Below are 17,330 nucleotides of genomic sequence, written 5' to 3'. Positions count from 1 at the left end.
CATTCTCTCCTTTATCTAGACTCCACGTTTATTGCCCCAAACCAATGTGTGTAGCTGTGGCAATACGCGGACGTTATTCATTTCGTTATCTTTCATCACCTGGTCGATCAACCACTCATATTTATTTAATAAAACGCTGACCAGCTTTTCATCTTCTTCTGTAGTTGTGTCTTCATTCCCCACTTGCACGTAAAAAGCCACTTCTGGATATTTTTGGTGGACCTTTTTTGCATAAGCCAAATCTATTTCATCAAACACTACCACTTTCAAGGACACCTTTTGGACATGGACTTTTTCCAGAACGTTGTCTAAGATGCTGAAATCGGTAATCATGCCTGAGCTCGGAGGCTTCGGGGAAATGGTCAGGTCGTCGATAGACTGAAGCCAGTCCTGCCATTTGCTTCCTTGAGTTTCAAGTGCCACTTTGATTTCGTTAGCATGGAGGATGTGAACAAGTTCACCAATGTTCTTCAGAAGGGCTGGATTACCGCCTGATATGGTTACATGATTAAAGGCCGTTCCACCAGTTTCACGCAACTGATTATAGATTTCTTCTGGAGACATCATTACAATATCGTCTTTTGCACTTCCATCCCAAGTAAAGGCAGAATCACACCAGGAGCAACGATAATCACAACCTGCTGTCCGTACGAACATCGTTTTCTGACCTATGACCATTCCTTCCCCTTGAATGGTGGGTCCGAATATTTCTAGCACTGGTATGGTATTACTCATTTTTTTTTCCCTTCTTTGGACGGTACAAGCAATAGCTTGTTGGTGTCTCCCTAACAAAAACCTGAAGGCAAGTCGGTTGGGAAGGGAGTGTCTTCAGATGGTTTTCGATTGTTTCCCACATCGTTCTCGCAACCACTTCCGTTGTTGGGAAGAAATTCGGGTCTTGATCATTGAAGACGTCTTTATGATCATTCAGGATGGTATGGTCGAATTTATCATGTAATAGTTTTTTTAGTGCTTGAAAATTGACAAGGAAACCTGCTTCATCTAGCTCATCCCCCGCAACCGTCACATTGATGTAATAGGTATGACCGTGAATTTGCTTGCATTTTCCAGCAGCATCTGTCGGGACAAAATGTGCCGCTGCTATATGCATATCTTTATTCAGTTCATAACAATAATCATGTTGAACCTGTGGGTAAATCTGTTGCATCATGAGGATACAACTCCTTTATTTTTTGTGGCAAGGTAATCATCTAAACCACGTTTTCTGAGTTTACATGCAGGGCACTCGCCACATCCATCAGCAATTACCCCGTTATAACAGGTTAATGTTTTCGTTCTAACAAAGTTCAAGGAATCCAGTTCATCGGCCAATTTCCATGTTTCCTCTTTGTTCAACCACATCAATGGGGTATGGATGACAAATGGGTAGTCCATGGAAAGGTTCAATGTCACATTCATCGACTTGATGAATACATCCCGACAGTCCGGATAGCCACTGAAGTCTGTTTCACATACACCCGTCACAATATGTCTGGCTCCTATCTGTTTGGCAGCAACTGCTGCAAAAGATAGGAATAGAAGGTTTCGGCCGTCTACAAACGTACTTGGCAATTCCCCCTCTTTTTCTTCAATCTCAATATCCTCTCTTGTTAATGCATTTGGAGTCAATTGCCCTAGCAAGGACATATCGAGGATACGGTGTTTTACACCAAGTACTTTTGCAATATTTTTAGCACATTCAATTTCTAATTCATGTCTCTGCCCGTAATGGAAGGTGACAGCCTCCACTTCATCAAATTCCTTCATTGCCCATATAAGGCATGTGGTACTGTCTTGACCACCACTGAACACGACCATTGCTTTTTCCTGTTGTTTCATCGTGTCATCACTCCTTTACCTATATCGGATCTATCATTCATACAAAAAACGCTAACCAAAAATAATGGAGGCTAGCGCATAACATCAGAAAAAATAAAAAAACTATATCCTAAGGAATATAGTTTGGTATCTGTCCTTAGTTTTTTATAGAGGGTATTTGCTAGAACCTCTCCTGACGCCCCGAGTGGACGTAAGACTTTATTCAATTTAACTTTGTTACTATAACATATTTACTTAAAAGATTCTACTATTACTTGTGAGGCAAACCAATACAATTCCCAATATACAAAGGAAGTGTTATACATGGCAAGATCAGCATCCCTTTTGCGCATGCGAACAAGCTTTTGGTATCTGCCATCTTTTTATGGAGGACTGGCATTTCTATTTGCCATAGGTACATTATTTCTTGATAATTTTATTCTTTCCATCCAAGGTGCAGAGAGTCAAATTCCTTCCATTTTTCTTTCCGACATCAGTCTTTCACAAACCATTCTCAGTTCGATTGCATCTTCTCTGTTAACCATGACTACTATTACCTTCTCTACCATTCTTGTTGTATTGACCACTTATCTATCGGAATTTTCACCAAGGGCATTGCAGAATTTCATTACCGACCACTCCACTCAAAGAGTGCTTGGTATTTTTACTGCAGGATTTATCTATTGCATCATACTGCTTCTTTTTTTAAAAGAGACGACAGAAGAGCAGCTTTTTCTTGTCCCTTCCTTTGCAGTTGCAATTGCCATCCTTTGCTTAATTGTATTCGTCTTTTTCATCCAACATGTCACCACCTGGATCCAGGTCAGCAATCTACTCCATAACATTACGGTTGAAACAATGGATTGTATGGAAGAATTATTTGAAGAAAGTGACGCCTCCATACATGATGCACCATGGGATGATTGGGAAAGCCAAGAAATCACCACGAAAGAGCCTGTGATCATCATGAGTAAGGAACCCGGATATGTCCAGTATGTTGATGTAGAAGCATTAGTGAAAGAAGCCTATGAATCGGACTGTATTGTCAGGGTGGAGAGGCAGCAAGGGGATTATATCAATGAACATACACCAATCCTTTCTGTATGGGGATCAGGTCATAAAATAGATAAAGATTCATTCCGATCATTGATCACGGTCTCCATCGCCCGGGCCCCGTTGGAGGATGTGGAATTCGGAATAAGAAAAGTGACTGAAATCGGGGTAAGGGCTCTCTCCTCGGGAATAAACGATCCAAGTACGGCTGTGCATTGTATTGAACAACTCGGGACCCTGTTATCAAAGCTTACATCGATGCAAGGACCTCAACCCTATTTCAATGATAAAAATAGAAATCTCCGTGTGATCATCAAAACACCAGACTTCTTTGATTACCTTGACATCGCTTTTTCTCCGATACTGCGATACGGGAAAGTGGACATTGACGTCATTGCATCCATCATTCATGTTTTGAAAATAATTTCTGATCATTCTCCAACCTTTCGTAAAGAAGTCATTTGGAAGTATACAAAACATACGTTGGAATCCATTAAAGAAGAAACCTATTATGAATTGGAAAAGGAGAAATTGAATAGTAATTTGAAGGAGCTTTGTTATTCACTTGGTCACGGGAAGGAATATCAAAAGTTGTTTATCCAGTAAAGACAAGTGCCACTCCATCGGTAGAGTGGCACTACTAAATTTTATGTAAAGAATATAGAACCTATCTTTCAAGCACCCCAACACCCAGCACCATATTGTTCCACAACACATCCTCTACCTTTTCCTGTTTTCCCTTTGGACATTGGATCATGATGACAAGATCTGCATCAGAGCCCCGTTTACGCATGGATTGCTCACTTTTTTTAGTAAAATAATAATCAACCAGAAATCCAAGGATAGAACCAAATACTAAGCCGAACAGTCCCCACAGAATGGGTCCTAGGTAAAAAATATATCCATATATTACTCCCAAGAGCATGAAGATGATACCGAAAATAGCCGCTAAATCAATCAAACTTCTTCCATCAGAGCGATGCATGGAATCCATCACTTTCGTTTGAAACTTTATCTTGTCGAGTGGTATCACAAGAATCTGCTCTTTCGTGAGACCCAACTCCTCTAGTTCACGTAAAGTAAGTTCCATTTCCATGTTGTATTTGAATGTCGCGAAAATGTACATTACCTTCCAGCTCTTTTCTATATCGGCATTTTAAACTGACTATCCTGATACTTTTTCTTCAATTCCCTTGCAAGATATTTGTCAATAAATTTATTTAATTCAACTGCACTAACATACGAGTCATAGGCAGCAAAACAATAGATGGACGGTACGAACAGGAACCATTGAGGCACTAATATTTCTGTTGCGCCCTGGAAATCCCCGACTAATGTCATATGAATGGCCGGAAAGACATTTGCTTGATAGGTTATAATCAGCCACCATGTCAGTACAAAAATAACAGACAGAACCCTTGTTACGTAAAGATTCCCTAACCCTGGTGTCAAAAAGGACCAAATAACCGCAAGCAGGGGGTTTTTTTTGTCCAGCACATTGACTTCGATGGAGGATGTATTCTTGACAAGCATCGGAAAGTCTTCGTGATAGGCCAAAGAATAATGTTTGTTCATTTCAATGGTCAGCCGATAGCTATCCCAAATGGAAAAGACGTACATACAGACATACAGAATGATCCAGTGCTGATCTAAAACGACAATGGCTTCCTCATACCTGCCAATCATGGAAAGGTAGATTGCTTCATTCAAATGTGATAAGGAATTGATGACCACCTCCCAAGAGATGAGAATGAATGCCGTCAAGTATTTCGACAGCATGAAGTGACCGAATCCAGGAAAAGCCGCTCCCCACCAAGCAACGACAAATGGTTTTCTGTAATGTAGAAGACTTGTTGTATAGGGGCTAATGATGGCAACATATCTTTTCTTTTCATGTTGATTTCCCATAATGCATGCCCCTTTTTCTGTAATATCTTCCCATAGTATGCTTTCTAATAGCTTTCTATATACACTTTCAAATACAGAGAAGGAGCCGATCCTTCATTGACTGGATGGCCCCTCCTCTAATCAATCACTTATTCTTTCCGGCTTCATCTGCAAGTTGTTCGAGGCTTTTTACTTTACCGTGTTCATTCTGAGACTGCTTTCTTACTTTGCGCTGTCTTTCCTGCTGGCTTTTAGACTGTGTCATAATTACAGCTCCTTAATTTCATCATTATTTTTTCTTTACTAGTATGTTCTTTTATCTGGTTGGTCTTTACTGTTAAAATAAGGACAGACAAACTTCATGGGGGAAACGGGGAAAATAAATGAAATCAATACGCTTCACAGTTGGAATTTGGATGGTAGCCAACCTTTTATTAGGAATAAGTTTTCAGCTTATAAATCATTTCTGGATTCTGTTTCCCTTATCCTTACTCATCCTTACGCTCATCAGTATAAGTTCTGGCTTGATTGAGACCCATAAAAGGGGGCCCTTCACATCTCAGGATATTATTTATGGCTTTATGACCGGTTCCATTTTATATGGTTTGTTTTTGTTGACATATCTCTTATTGAAAGTGCTACCTTTGCCCCTTCTTCCTTATGTGGTGGAATTGTACAAAATTGTCGGACCTTCTAGTTGGTGGCATTATGTTGCCCTCATAATAATCATTATTCCTGGTGAAGAGATATTTTGGAGAGGATTTATTCAGAAGAGGATGATAAAAGTATTAGGTAGGGTTCAAGGTGTACTTGCCGCAGCATTCTTGTATGCGCTAGCCCATATATGGACAGGCAATCCAATGCTTGTTGCAGCTGCCTTGACTGCCGGAATCATTTGGGGAGGTTTATACGAATGGAAGAAATCACTTGCCCTTATCATCCTTTCGCATCTTGTGTTTGATTTATGGCTTTTGGTAATTTTTCCATTAAATTTCTAATTATTGCTGTCGTTTATGGGATTATGAGATAAAATAGAAGTTTATGAAACATAATTTAGGAGGTGATTTTGTGGATGCTTTATATTTTTTTGTGTTAGCTGCAGTGATAGCAAGCTTTGGCATTTCCATCGCACTAAGATCAAGCATGGAAAAGCTTGTTCTTGAACCAGGGACCTTGCCTCAGATACAAAGTAGGTTTTTTATTTATGTTGCTATAATAGAAGCATTGCCAATCATACTTATCGTTCTTGGTTTTATAAACTTAATGGATTCATCTGTTAGCGTAATCATTCCGTTAGTTATTGTAGGTGCAAGTGTACTTATTAATTTCATCATGAATTTGATGAAAAAAAACGCATTGGAAAGTCAGGCACCAGATCTTAAAGAGAAATTGATGACATTCTTTCTTATGGGTAATGTCCTGATGACGGCTATTCCAATAGTGGCAGTAGTTGCAACCTTTGTACGATAACTGTTTTCACCTTTTTATGTTACGTTGTTCATTTAACAGTTGATCTCCGTTCCGGGCGCTTCGCTTTCTTGCGGGCGGCCCGGAAGCTTTCTCGGCTCACGCCGAGACTGAAAAAGCACCTTATTTTATACTTTGATACATTGGCTAACCACCGCTGTTGCTTTCCACAGAAGGCTTCGCTTTCCGCAGGGCGACCTTGAGCCTCCTCACAACGCTTCAGGGGTCTCAAGATTGCCGCTACTCCCCCGCTGGAGTCTATGCCTTTTGTACCAAGCTACAGCTAAGGATACCATTTACTCTATACATACTCATTTTTGAAAGCAAAAGAAAGTTAATTCAAGGGAAATAGCAAAAATTCCATGCATCTTTTTAATTTGTTATCTTATTTTCGAATAATTAGTAGAAAGAGAAACGCCATACTCATATAGCCGAAGAAGGGGTATAAATGCTCGATCAAGCTGCCGTAACCGATTTGACTGATCATGTAGATGATGCTGACTAAAACGATCGTGATCACATACCTCGATATCTTCAGCATACTTTCCAATTGTCTTTGCAGACCAAAAATATCACTTACTACAGACGTGAAAATCTCTCCGTAAATCACAAACACATATATTCCGAAAAAGGAAAGCATACTCATTTTCACCACTTCTGCCATCGGAATTTCAAAGGTCTGAAAATCAGGAAGAGAAGAAATGGATATATGGCAAGTCAATAATATAAAGCATAAGCCTGCTCCGCCAATGAATCCTCCCCTCTTGATCACCCAATCATTCTTTGCCTCTGTCGCCAAAGGGACAAGCACAGGTTGAGCCATTGAAAGGTTGAAAGCTACATATATGAACGGTGCAATCCACCCCTTAATACTTGTACTAACAGGACTTAGGCTCAAAAAAGATAACCCATTTTCTGAAATGGCGTTTCCAGCAATGATAAAGCTGAAAATAATCATGACAGGAACAACAATGACATTGACCCCCACCAATCCTTTTACGCCAAACAGGACCACACACACTGACAAGACTAACGTGATCAGGAGACCAAGTTGAAACGACCATCCAAGCTGTTCCTCAAACACTGCACCTGCCCCAGAAAGCATGACTGCCCCTACACATATTAGGATGATTAACATAAAAATGTTCACAACAGTCCCGGCGGAGACACCAAATAAATATTCATTAAATTCTTTATAGGAATTGGCTTTGATTCGTTTTGATATCAACATCATCTTTGTACCTAACCAGATGAAAAGAAAGCCACTTATCAGTATCGTAAAAAAGCCGATCCAGCCATATTGGGTAAAAAACTGGACAATTTCTTTCCCAGTAGCAAACCCTGCCCCCACAATGGTTCCAACATAGACTGCCCCTATTTGACAAGCACTCAACCAGCTGCGCTTCATGATTTTCCCACCCTCTTCTAAAAAAACCAGCTTGTCACATGTATATGAGACAAGCCGGTTAGAAAGAAGAGCGTTTTTCTAGATGGTCACTTTTACCGGAGAATTTGAATATTCCCCTTTTAATGGGAAATATGTGATTAACGGATTTGCAGTAAGGATTTCATCTATGTTTTCCGTTTCCACAACAACTGTTTTAGTGTCTAAATGCGCCAATATCTTGCTGTCATAAGGAAGTGTTATATCAACATTATCGCCAAACAATACCCATTTAATAGGAGCCTGTGTTTTTTCCCGGATCTCTTCGTGGGAGGGTACAGCTAATACCGGACGATTTATTTGGATGATGTCCTCCAGGATGGCACTTGCTGTAGGGAACATACCAGCGCCAGGTCCATTCAACTGGATATTTCCGACAAGGTCGGTATCAATGGAGACACCGTTCTGAACTCCCTCCACTTGATAAAAAGGATGCTCATTTGAAACTAGAGCAGGTTCTGCTTGACAATGAATCTGTCCATGCTTCTTGAATAGAGTGACAATATGCCTAAAGCGTAGTCCAAGCTCACCGGCACGGTGAATATGATTGGCGGTAATACTTGTAATCCCTTTCCTGGTACTTGTTTGTTCATCAGGTGCCTTGCCATAAATCAACTGGCTGAGAACCAAGCCTTTGTAGAAAGCATCATGCCCTTCAATATCATTTGTTGGATCTGATTCTGCATAACCATTTTCCTGCGCCTTCTTTAAAGTCTCCTTAAACGAATGTCCATCCTTCCTCATACTTGACAAGATGAAATTAGATGTACCATTTAAAATGGCTTCGACCTTTTGGAACCGATTCACCTGCAGTAGCTGCCTGATGGTTTGAATGACAGGTATCCCTCCACCGACAGTTGCTTCAAACCCAATGCTAACATCATTCTTTCTTGCTAGGGTAAGTAGTTCCTTTCCGTGATGTGCAAACATTTCCTTATTGGCCGTCACCACATGGCATCCCTTTTTTATTGCTTTCTCCAAATAAGTGTTTCCAGGTTCGCAGCCTACAATGGCATCCACCACTATGTGTAAATTAGGTAAGGCTAAGATTGATTCGAATCTATCTGTCAGCAATACGCCTTCCTTTTTAGATTGCAGGTGTTTTTCTAAATTTTTCACCAATATTGCTATAACCTTTACCTTTTTCCCTAATACTTGTTCCAGCCTTGTTTGATGGGAGGCGATGGATTGATATACCCCCTTTCCTACCGTTCCAAATCCAAGTAACGCTACATTTATGCAAGACATCGTTTCACTTCCTTTTTCTCTAGTAAGCTTTTAACATGCCGGCCCCATTTATCAAACTCCACAAGAAAGCCATCGTGCCCAAATTTTGTATCCACTTCTATATAGGCTGCTTGCTTTTTGATTTTTCTCAAATGATCTATTGTACTTTTCGCAAGTTTAGGTGGGTAAAGAAGGTCACCTGTAAAGCTGAACAGGCACACGTTTGCCTCCACTTTTCCTAAAGCATGTTCCCATCCGCCTCTATCATGACCAATATCAAATTGATCCATTGCCTGCAGGAGAACAAGATAGCTATTGGCATCAAATCGGCGGGAGAATTTTTCACCTTGATATTTTAAATAGGAATCAACCTGATACTCAATGCCTTTACTTTCCTTACGTTCCCTATTAAAACGATCGTTGAATAATGATTGCGATCGATAGGTAACCAACCCAACCATTCTGGCAGTTTCCAATCCTCTTAAAGCTGTATTATCTGAATAATTCCCATTCTCCCATACTGGATCTGAGATTATTGCATGCCTTCCAATAGAGTTGAAGGCAAGAGCGTAATCCGTAAAATAAGGAGTGACAGCCATTGGGATCAAGATCTTCGAATACTTTGGATAAAGCATCCCCCATTCCAATACTTGCATGCCTCCGAGTGAGCCGCCGATAATAGCCTTCACACTTCTGATTCCAAGCTTTTTTAATGCTTGGTATTGAGAATGTACCATGTCCCTGATGGTGATGGCTGGGAATGCCGCACCATACTTCTTGCCTGTTGCGGTATTGATGCTGGTTGGTCCTGTACTTCCGTTGCAACCTCCAAGTACATTCATGGTAATCACTTGAAATCTATTGGTATCTATATAAAGATCTGGACCAATAAATGAGCTCCACCAGCCTGGCTTTTTTTCTTCGCCAACAGATTCCTGATTGCCGGTAAGGGCATGGCACACCACCACAACCTCTCCATCTGGATTACCTACTCTTTCGTACGCAATCTCTACATCCCCGAGTTCTTCCCCATTTTCTAATAATAGTGCACCTATCGACACTTTATTGATATTGATTCGTTCTGTTTGACACCTCACGTTTCCCACTCTTTTCTATGAATTTTGACTCACTGCAGCATTCTTGGACTTTCCGGTAGCGATTAATAAAGCCTGATCAAGATCCTTTTTCAAATCATCCAAAGATTCAATCCCTACTGACAGACGGATAAGATCCTCTGTTACCCCTGATTTTTTCAAGTTGTCTCCCGTAAGCTGTTGGTGTGTCGTGGAAGCTGGGTGGATAATAAGGGATTTAGCATCCCCTACGTTTGCAACGTGCGACCAAAGTTTAATGCTATCAATGGCTTTTCTCCCTGCTTCCCTTCCCCCTTTTATTCCGAAGTTAACGATGGAACCATTTCCTTTACCCAGATACTTTCTGGCAAGTGGATAGGCTGGGTGGTCATGGAGCCCAGGATAAGAAACCCACTCCACCGCCGGGTGATCCTGTAGGTATTTCGCCAATCCCAAGGCATTTTCATTATGCTTTTCCACTCTTAAATGTAAGGTTTCAAGTCCTTGCAATAATAAAAATGCATTCTGAGGACTCAGGCAAGCTCCAAAATCTCTTAATAACTGAACTCTGAGCTTCACTGCAAATGCAAGATTTCCGAATGTATGAGCATATTTAATTCCGTTATAGCTTTCATCCGGTTCTGTAAATCCAGGAAAATTGGGATGATCCCAATTGAACTTTCCACCATCTACTACCACTCCGCCGATCGTCGTCCCATGACCTCCGATCCACTTGGTTGCAGAGTGAACCACGATATCGGCTCCCCATTTAATCGGGTTACACAGGTAGGGGGAAGCAAATGTGTTATCAATGATAAGTGGGATGGAATGATCATGGGCAATTTTGGCTACCGTCTCTACATCCAGCACCCGAAGACTTGGGTTTCCAATGATTTCCCCGAACAATGCTTTTGTTTTTGGTGTAATGGCGTTCCTGAAATTCTCTGGGTCTGTTGCATCCACAAACTTCACCTTAATTCCGTATTTCGGAAGCGTGACCGCAAAGAGATTATACGTCCCTCCATACAGGTTTTCTGCAGCCACAATCTCATCTCCGGCATGGGCAATATTTAAAATGGCAAATGCGATAGCGGACATTCCGGAACTAGTCGCCACTGCCGCGGCACCGCCTTCTAAAAGAGCAAGCCTTTGCTCCAGCACATCCACCGTCGGGTTCATGATCCTGGTATAAATATTGCCGAATTCATTAAGTGCAAATAAATTTTGGGCATGGTCCGTGTTGTCAAATACATAGGAAGTTGTTTGGTAAATAGGTACGGCTCGGGAACCTGTAGTTGGATCAGGTGTTTGCCCTCCGTGAAGTAATAACGTTTCCACATCATAATGTTGGTTGCTCATTTTACATTCCTCCAATTTATAAGTTTTAAATATAAGGCTACAAAATTCTTTCAAACTTTACAGCACTCCTTAACAGTGTTAAGTGAAAAAATAAAAACCCCTTCCTAAGAAGAGGTTGAAAGGCCTCCTCTTATCTCTCAGGCTATTCCGCCTGCAGGAATTAGCACCAACTCAAGAACCTTGATTCTTGAAGGTTGCCGGACTTCATAGGGCCTGATCCCTCAGTCACTCTGGATAAGAGTTATTCAGTTGGGTAACACGTTAAATTAAAATAGCATCTAATTTACGTTATTTTTTTAAATGCCTAAATATAACTAGTTTTTGATTAACCTTCAGTAAAAATAAAAACCCCTTCCTAAGAAGAGGTTATCGCTATAAGCCCTCTTCTTATTTTTCAGATACAAGATCTGCAGAAATTAGCACCTTTCCAACATACATTGCAGGTTGCCGGGCTTCATAGGGTCTGTCCCTCCGCCACTCTAAATAAGAAGTACTGCTATTAAGTTTAATGAGCTTTGTTTTGCTTTTTGCAATTATAGCAACTGTGAATGCCAGAAGTCAATAAAATATTCTGAAATTTCCAATCTATTTTTTATTAAACCAATTTTCCTAAAATTTCCTAAAAGCAAAGTGCTTGAAAGTCAGAAAAGGTCAAAGTATAATGAGCTTACAACCTTTAAAGGTCAAAATAAGTCAAACTTTATTTTATAAAAAATTAGGAGGTAGCATAATGATGAAATGTCAAAAATGTGAAGTGAACCGTGCAACCATTCAATTCAAACTTCGATCCAACAATGAACAAACGGAAATAGTCTTGTGCTCTACCTGCTTTGAAGAAGTACGATCGAACTTTACATCTCCAACTCCAAGTGGTTTATTCTCCGACTTTCCATTTATGAATGGTATAGCCAAAGAAGGTAGTCATCAACCTTCTTCTTTCAAGAATCAAGAGATTGCGAAGAAGAGTAATGGCGGAATTTTGGATGAACTAGGTAAAAACATCACAAACATTGCCAAAACCGGGTTGATTGACCCAGTTATTGGTCGCGATAAAGAAATCAAACGAGTTATAGAAATTTTAAATAGACGAAATAAAAATAATCCTGTATTGATAGGGGAGCCCGGGGTTGGTAAAACCGCGATTGTCGAAGGCTTGGCATTAAAGATTGTGGAAGGCGATGTTCCAGCTAAACTAAAAAACAAGGAAATCTATCTATTAGATGTTGCTTCCCTTGTTGCCAATACAGGGATACGTGGTCAATTCGAAGAGCGTCTGAAGCAAGTCATCGCAGAACTTCAACAAAGAAAAAACGTCATACTGTTTGTGGATGAGTTACACCTGATTGTTGGCGCTGGTTCTGCTGAAGGCTCCATGGATGCCGGGAATATATTGAAGCCCGCTTTGGCAAGGGGGGAGCTGCAATTGGTTGGCGCCACCACCTTGAAAGAGTATCGTCAAATTGAAAAAGATGCTGCGCTTGAACGTCGATTCCAACCTGTTTCAGTGAAAGAACCTTCAACGGACGAAGCACTGAAAATCATTCAAGGAATTCAGTCAAAATATGAGGATTACCACCAAGTCGTTTATGAAGAAGATGCCATAAAAGCATGTGTGGAGCTTTCACATCGTTATATCCAAGATCGCTTTTTACCTGACAAAGCCATTGATCTGATGGACGAAGCAGGTTCAAGAAAGAATTTGACCTTGGATCATATCGATTTGGAACAGATTGATGCCCGTCTGTCTCAACTTGAAAAAGAAAAACAAGCAGCTCTTTCCAAGGAAGATTATGAAACTGCCGCTAAATTGCGAGACGAAGAGGAAAAGCTGGAAGCAATAAGAAATTCAGATACACCTGAAGACAAGAAAAAAGCTCAGGTTTCAGTGGAAGACATCCAAAAGATCATGGAAGAGATATCTGGGATCCCTATTGGAAAGCTGCAACTTGATGAACAAGAGAAGCTTAAAAACCTGGAAAACAATCTAAATAAAAAAGTGATAGGCCAGCAAGAGGCTGTCAAAAAAATCACCAAAGCTATCCGCAGAAGCCGGGCCGGCCTGAAGAGAAAAGAGCGCCCAATTGGTGCATTCATGTTCGTCGGACCTACAGGTGTTGGAAAGACGGAGCTTACTAAATCCCTTGCAGAAGAACTGTTTGGAACTAAAGATGCATATATTCGCTTTGATATGAGTGAATATATGGAAAAGCATACAGTATCCAAGTTGATTGGTTCCCCTCCTGGATATATTGGTCATGATGAAGCGGGACAATTGACAGAAAAGGTCCGCAGAAACCCATATAGCATCATTCTTCTTGATGAAATGGAAAAAGCACATCCTGATGTGTTGCACTTATTCCTTCAAGTGATGGAAGATGGAAGATTGACGGACAGTCAAGGCAGGACCGTAAGCTTCAAAGACACGGTAATCATCATGACAAGTAATGCAGGTGTCACCGATAAGAAAATAACCGTAGGCTTTGAAAACCTAGATTCCCCGGTGGAAAGTACCATAGTAGAAAATCTAACCAACTACTTTAAACCGGAATTCCTGAACCGCTTTGACAATATCATTGAATTCTCTCAGCTTAAAAAGGATCATCTAATTGAAATTGTCGATATCATGCTCAATGAACTAAACGGTATGTTAAAAGAAGAACGCGACTGTTCTTTAAGCGTTTCAGACAGTGCGAAGGAAAAACTTTCAGCGCTTGGTTATCACCCTGCTTATGGTGCAAGACCACTACGTCGGGTCATTCAGGAACATATTGAAGATCCGATTACAGATCTTCTGTTAGAGAACGAAACACCAAAGACCATTCAGGTTGATGTACTGGAAGGTAAGATTGAAGTAAAGGCTTTATGATATGAAAAGAAGCAAGGTAGCCCCTTGCTTCTTTTTAGTTGAAGAGAACGTTAAATATCCAACTCTTTATTTAAATCCAAGCCTATACCTCGTCGATACAGCCTGAACCCCCTACTTTTAAATTCAGGGATATAGAATTTCATTTTTTCGTCTTGAGAATTGCCAATGAATAGTAAGTTATATCTAGTTAAACCCTGTAAATTAATGAGCCTTAGTACTTCATCGACTTCATTTTCTACCTCCACGATTACGTCGAGCTTTTTCTGTTGGACAATCTGGTCCTGCATCAACGAATCGGCATTCTCCACCTTAGTCTTCGATTGACAAGCGGAAACATTGAATAGCAGAACAAATGAAAATAACACATGAAACATACAAGCCACGAAACTTACCTCCCATACTTATCGTGACCCGTAAATTTTTCATTATGTGTTACTCATCCATTTGTTACAGAAATGTAATTTACTCTAGTTCATAATCCTGCAGGTGGACAAAGCTGAAGCCTTGTTCGATGAGAGAGGCAACTGCTTCTTTAACCCCTTCTGCAGTCTCGCTTTCAGGCTGGTTCATATGCAGGATAATAATGGAACCTGGCTGTGCTTTAAGCATTTCTTGAACTACTTCCTGTTTTGTAAAAGTAGCTCCACCGTCTCCTATCACATCAAAATTAACTATCTGAACTCCCAAATCCTCTGCAATTTGGACAGATATCTCATCATAAAAGGCGGTTCCTGATCGGAAGTATTTAGGAATGGTTCCCGTTATATCATAAATTTTTAATTGGTTATCCATTATTTCACCGATGATCTCTTCCTTCGTGGAAGTGCTTGCTATTCCCCATGCACTCCTAGGGGAAGTGGACAATGGTTTATGCTTGGTACCATGATTCTGTATCGTGAATAAAGGGTTTTGGGATAACTCTAAAAACGCTTCATATTGGGCATCAATCCATCTTGCATTGACGAACAAATCGGCCTTTATATTATTTTCAATTAAAAAGGATATTAACTTTTCATCATATCCACTTCCAAATTCTCCACCACAGGCGTCTAGAGTCAGCGATATAACTTTTTCTTTTGTATCCATTCTGGTTTTCACTCCGGATACATACTCAGAAAATTGCGACGAATCACCATACACTTTCCCACTTACTTCTAAGGCAAGCTCATTAATCCCTTGTCTTTGTTCGTCCTTTTTTACTTCTTCCGCTTTTTCCTCTGCTTCATCAACTTCAGAGGTATTTCCCACACTATGATTCTTCATATTGCTATCTTCAGGTTTTTCCTGTATGACCGGAGAATTACTTGAACACCCAAATGTAATCAGAAGAATGAATAATAATACCCCTAGCGTTTTCCCCATTTTGTTTTCATCCCCTATCAACTTTGACATAATAATCAAAAAACTCCATTGACCAAAAAGATGACTAGCTGATGGTCCAATAAGTGAACTATCAACTAGTCAGCCCGTTTCCTGTTCTTTATGTTGTCGGAATTGTTTCAGTTAATGGAAAGGCTTTAACTGCCTTGAGTGTTATTTCTTTTTCATCAAACGGTACAGATTCTTTTCCAATCAATTGATAATTCTCATGCCCCTTACCTGCGATGAGGATAACATCTCCTTCACCTGCAACCTCCACTGCTCGGATGATTGCCTGCTCGCGGTCCGGAATGCATTCGAATTTATCATGGATGGCTCCTGCAGCCATACCCTCTACGATCTCTTCACCAGGTTCGTCTAATGGGTTATCCGTAGTAAAAATGACATATTCGGATTTCTCGGTAGCAATTCTACCCATCTTCGGACGTTTGTCTTTATCTCTTCCGCCCCCTGTACCAATTATGGAGATAATCTTCTGTTTGGAAAACATCCTGATACTGTCCAATACCTTGCCGATTGCATCTTCGGTATGTGCGTAGTCAATGATGACAGTCCGCTTATCACCTGTATTCAATGTTTGCATGCGACCACTTGGTGGAGGTGTTTCTTTTAGATGATTCAATATCCTTTCAAATGGCATACCTTTATCCCACAATACACAAATGACCGAAAGGATATTATACACATTGAATTCCCCGACGAACGGAATTTCCATCTCAAACTCACCAAAGTTCGTATTAAGGGTAAAGGAGGTTTTGTTCTCGAAGAACTTGATATCCTTTGCTTTAAAGTCCGCATCGTTTTTAATGCCATATGTGATGATCCTTGCACTTGTCATGGTGATATAATCCTTGCTTGCCTCATCATCAGCATTCAAAATAGCTGCTTTATCCTTGCGAAAATCTTGTCCAAGCTGAGCAAATAGCAACCCTTTTGCATTTTTGTAATGCTCCATCGTACCATGGAAGTCAAGATGATCTTGTGTAAGGTTGGTAAATACACCGTTCTGGAATTCCACCCCTGCAAGTCTTCCTAGGATCAAACCATGAGAGGATACTTCCATTACTACATCCGTTACACCTGCTTCTACCATATCTTTTAGCATACGTTGCATGGTAAGCACATCGCTTGTCGTGTTCTTGCTCTCGAATTTCTCCCCATCAATGTCAATTTCAATCGTACCGCTCAGGCCGGTTTTATAACCTTCTCTTCTCATGACATTATTGATGACACTAGAAACCGTCGTTTTGCCGTTAGTCCCGGTAACCCCTACAATTCGTAGTTTAGTGGATGGATAATCAAAGAACTTATTTGCAAGTTGGCCCAGCGCTCTTTCCGTGTCCCTTACATGCACATAACAAACACGCTCATCTAATTGTTCTGGTAGCTCCTGCACCACAATGACACTGGCACCTTTTTCAATGGCAGATGCAATGTAGCGGTGTCCGTCCACTGTATAGCCTTTAATGCAGACAAAAACGGAATCCGTAGTCACTTGTCTAGAATCAGAAAAAATATTAGAAACGGAGAGAGGAAACTCTCCATACACTTTTATAGTTGAAACATTGGATAATAAAACATTCGTCTTCACCATCGTCACTTCCTTTTCTGATACTAAAAATGTTAATTATAGTATCTTCATTAAAATCCTTATGTACCTTACCGCTTTTTGCTAAAAATTTTGATGAATGTTTATCATCTATTTAGGTAATACTTTACCCTCTATTCTACAAAATTTGCGCAAAAAGGGAAAGAA

Annotated in this window: 17 protein-coding genes and 3 riboswitches; of the genes, 4 read left to right on the top strand and 13 right to left on the bottom strand. The window is 40.4% G+C overall.

Annotation, left to right across the window (positions count from 1 at the left end):
- Nucleotides 1–15 precede the first annotated feature (15 nt).
- From queE to queC, 3 genes are read right to left on the bottom strand one after another with little or no spacing between them, the layout of a single operon-like run.
- Nucleotides 16–735: a 7-carboxy-7-deazaguanine synthase QueE gene (gene queE, locus EKQ44_RS01200; RefSeq protein WP_237661699.1), complete on the bottom strand. Its 720-nt coding sequence runs from the start codon at nucleotides 733–735 to the stop codon at nucleotides 16–18.
- Complete coding sequence (queD, locus tag EKQ44_RS01195; protein WP_237661698.1) at nucleotides 728–1,171, bottom strand: 6-carboxytetrahydropterin synthase QueD; 444 nt, start codon at nucleotides 1,169–1,171, stop codon at nucleotides 728–730. The genes queE and queD overlap by 8 nt, the downstream gene beginning before the upstream one ends.
- Nucleotides 1,168–1,839, bottom strand: coding sequence for a 7-cyano-7-deazaguanine synthase QueC (gene queC, locus EKQ44_RS01190; RefSeq protein ID WP_237661697.1), 672 nt, complete (start codon nucleotides 1,837–1,839; stop codon nucleotides 1,168–1,170). Before queC ends, queD begins: the two co-directional genes overlap by 4 nt.
- A gap of 130 nt (nucleotides 1,840–1,969) precedes the next feature.
- Nucleotides 1,970–2,015: riboswitch (PreQ1 riboswitch) on the bottom strand.
- Between the two features lie 127 nt (nucleotides 2,016–2,142).
- Between queC and EKQ44_RS01185 the strand changes: the two genes are divergently transcribed.
- The gene (locus EKQ44_RS01185; RefSeq protein WP_237661696.1) at nucleotides 2,143–3,477 is read left to right on the top strand and encodes a DUF2254 domain-containing protein; all 1,335 of its coding nucleotides are present in this window, start codon (nucleotides 2,143–2,145) and stop codon (nucleotides 3,475–3,477) included.
- Nucleotides 3,478–3,538: 61 nt separating this feature from the next.
- Here the strand turns inward: EKQ44_RS01185 and EKQ44_RS01180 are convergent, their stop codons facing one another.
- The 3 genes from EKQ44_RS01180 to EKQ44_RS01170 all read right to left on the bottom strand — a co-directional run bounded on the left by EKQ44_RS01180 (nucleotide 3,539) and on the right by EKQ44_RS01170 (nucleotide 5,023).
- A complete protein-coding gene (locus tag EKQ44_RS01180; protein WP_237661695.1) occupies nucleotides 3,539–3,997 on the bottom strand; it encodes a hypothetical protein in 459 nt (152 codons plus the stop codon).
- 17 nt (nucleotides 3,998–4,014) lie between these two features.
- Entirely contained in the window at nucleotides 4,015–4,779 is a 765-nt protein-coding gene (locus EKQ44_RS01175; protein ID WP_237661694.1) for a hypothetical protein, read from the bottom strand.
- Between the two features lie 124 nt (nucleotides 4,780–4,903).
- Nucleotides 4,904–5,023 (bottom strand): DUF6254 family protein, encoded by a 120-nt coding sequence (locus EKQ44_RS01170; protein ID WP_237661693.1) that lies wholly within the window; start codon nucleotides 5,021–5,023, stop codon nucleotides 4,904–4,906.
- A 118-nt stretch (nucleotides 5,024–5,141) separates the two neighbouring features.
- Between EKQ44_RS01170 and EKQ44_RS01165 the strand changes: the two genes are divergently transcribed.
- Together EKQ44_RS01165 and EKQ44_RS01160 are read left to right on the top strand one after the other, a co-directional pair.
- Nucleotides 5,142–5,756 (top strand): CPBP family intramembrane glutamic endopeptidase, encoded by a 615-nt coding sequence (locus tag EKQ44_RS01165; RefSeq protein WP_237661692.1) that lies wholly within the window; start codon nucleotides 5,142–5,144, stop codon nucleotides 5,754–5,756.
- A gap of 70 nt (nucleotides 5,757–5,826) precedes the next feature.
- Nucleotides 5,827–6,228, top strand: a complete 402-nt coding sequence (locus EKQ44_RS01160; RefSeq protein WP_237661691.1) for a hypothetical protein — start codon at nucleotides 5,827–5,829, stop codon at nucleotides 6,226–6,228.
- Between the two features lie 382 nt (nucleotides 6,229–6,610).
- On the opposite strand, the gene EKQ44_RS01155 is transcribed toward EKQ44_RS01160, so the two are convergent.
- From EKQ44_RS01155 to EKQ44_RS01140, 4 genes are all read right to left on the bottom strand, one after another.
- Nucleotides 6,611–7,633 carry a YkvI family membrane protein gene (locus EKQ44_RS01155; RefSeq protein WP_237661690.1) on the bottom strand — a complete coding sequence of 341 codons (1,023 nt, stop codon included), beginning with the start codon at nucleotides 7,631–7,633 and terminating at the stop codon, nucleotides 6,611–6,613.
- Between the two features lie 78 nt (nucleotides 7,634–7,711).
- A complete protein-coding gene (locus tag EKQ44_RS01150) occupies nucleotides 7,712–8,917 on the bottom strand; it encodes a homoserine dehydrogenase (RefSeq protein ID WP_237661689.1) in 1,206 nt (401 codons plus the stop codon).
- Nucleotides 8,905–9,993: a homoserine O-acetyltransferase MetX gene (gene metX / locus EKQ44_RS01145; RefSeq protein WP_237661688.1), complete on the bottom strand. Its 1,089-nt coding sequence runs from the start codon at nucleotides 9,991–9,993 to the stop codon at nucleotides 8,905–8,907. Before metX ends, EKQ44_RS01150 begins: the two co-directional genes overlap by 13 nt.
- A 15-nt stretch (nucleotides 9,994–10,008) precedes the next feature.
- A complete protein-coding gene (locus EKQ44_RS01140) occupies nucleotides 10,009–11,328 on the bottom strand; it encodes an O-acetylhomoserine aminocarboxypropyltransferase/cysteine synthase family protein (protein ID WP_237661687.1) in 1,320 nt (439 codons plus the stop codon).
- A 127-nt stretch (nucleotides 11,329–11,455) separates the two neighbouring features.
- Nucleotides 11,456–11,569: riboswitch (SAM riboswitch) on the bottom strand.
- 143 nt (nucleotides 11,570–11,712) lie between these two features.
- Nucleotides 11,713–11,818, bottom strand: a riboswitch (SAM riboswitch).
- Between the two features lie 243 nt (nucleotides 11,819–12,061).
- Here EKQ44_RS01140 and EKQ44_RS01135 point away from each other — a divergent pair.
- Nucleotides 12,062–14,194: an ATP-dependent Clp protease ATP-binding subunit gene (locus EKQ44_RS01135; RefSeq protein WP_237662529.1), complete on the top strand. Its 2,133-nt coding sequence runs from the start codon at nucleotides 12,062–12,064 to the stop codon at nucleotides 14,192–14,194.
- 50 nt (nucleotides 14,195–14,244) lie between these two features.
- Here EKQ44_RS01135 and EKQ44_RS01130 read toward each other — a convergent pair whose 3' ends face one another.
- The 3 genes from EKQ44_RS01130 to EKQ44_RS01120 form a co-directional block, all read right to left on the bottom strand.
- Complete coding sequence (locus tag EKQ44_RS01130; protein WP_237661686.1) at nucleotides 14,245–14,577, bottom strand: hypothetical protein; 333 nt, start codon at nucleotides 14,575–14,577, stop codon at nucleotides 14,245–14,247.
- Between the two features lie 79 nt (nucleotides 14,578–14,656).
- A complete protein-coding gene (locus EKQ44_RS01125) occupies nucleotides 14,657–15,586 on the bottom strand; it encodes a polysaccharide deacetylase family protein (RefSeq protein ID WP_237661685.1) in 930 nt (309 codons plus the stop codon).
- Nucleotides 15,587–15,674: 88 nt separating this feature from the next.
- The gene (locus tag EKQ44_RS01120; protein WP_237661684.1) at nucleotides 15,675–17,168 is read right to left on the bottom strand and encodes a UDP-N-acetylmuramoyl-L-alanyl-D-glutamate--2,6-diaminopimelate ligase; all 1,494 of its coding nucleotides are present in this window, start codon (nucleotides 17,166–17,168) and stop codon (nucleotides 15,675–15,677) included.
- Between the last annotated feature and the right edge of the window lie 162 nt (nucleotides 17,169–17,330).

This window comes from Sutcliffiella horikoshii (assembly GCF_021991925.1).
Classification (GTDB): Bacteria; Bacillota; Bacilli; order Bacillales; family Bacillaceae_I; genus Sutcliffiella_A; species Sutcliffiella_A horikoshii_F.
This window is presented reverse-complemented; position numbering and strand designations above follow the sequence as displayed.

Bases quoted from the DNA above. Each gene is read 5' to 3' on its own strand.
- queE (WP_237661699.1), bottom strand. From the start codon at position 735: ATGAGTAATACCATACCAGTGCTAGAAATATTCGGACCCACCATTCAA.
- queD (WP_237661698.1), bottom strand. From the start codon at position 1,171: ATGATGCAACAGATTTACCCACAGGTTCAACATGATTATTGTTATGAA.
- queC (WP_237661697.1), bottom strand. From the start codon at position 1,839: ATGAAACAACAGGAAAAAGCAATGGTCGTGTTCAGTGGTGGTCAAGAC.
- EKQ44_RS01185 (WP_237661696.1), top strand. From the start codon at position 2,143: ATGGCAAGATCAGCATCCCTTTTGCGCATGCGAACAAGCTTTTGGTAT.
- EKQ44_RS01180 (WP_237661695.1), bottom strand. From the start codon at position 3,997: ATGTACATTTTCGCGACATTCAAATACAACATGGAAATGGAACTTACT.
- EKQ44_RS01175 (WP_237661694.1), bottom strand. From the start codon at position 4,779: ATGGGAAATCAACATGAAAAGAAAAGATATGTTGCCATCATTAGCCCC.
- EKQ44_RS01170 (WP_237661693.1), bottom strand. From the start codon at position 5,023: ATGACACAGTCTAAAAGCCAGCAGGAAAGACAGCGCAAAGTAAGAAAG.
- EKQ44_RS01165 (WP_237661692.1), top strand. From the start codon at position 5,142: ATGAAATCAATACGCTTCACAGTTGGAATTTGGATGGTAGCCAACCTT.
- EKQ44_RS01155 (WP_237661690.1), bottom strand. From the start codon at position 7,633: ATGAAGCGCAGCTGGTTGAGTGCTTGTCAAATAGGGGCAGTCTATGTT.
- EKQ44_RS01150 (WP_237661689.1), bottom strand. From the start codon at position 8,917: ATGTCTTGCATAAATGTAGCGTTACTTGGATTTGGAACGGTAGGAAAG.
- EKQ44_RS01140 (WP_237661687.1), bottom strand. From the start codon at position 11,328: ATGAGCAACCAACATTATGATGTGGAAACGTTATTACTTCACGGAGGG.
- EKQ44_RS01135 (WP_237662529.1), top strand. From the start codon at position 12,062: ATGAAATGTCAAAAATGTGAAGTGAACCGTGCAACCATTCAATTCAAA.
- EKQ44_RS01125 (WP_237661685.1), bottom strand. From the start codon at position 15,586: ATGTCAAAGTTGATAGGGGATGAAAACAAAATGGGGAAAACGCTAGGG.
- EKQ44_RS01120 (WP_237661684.1), bottom strand. From the start codon at position 17,168: ATGGTGAAGACGAATGTTTTATTATCCAATGTTTCAACTATAAAAGTG.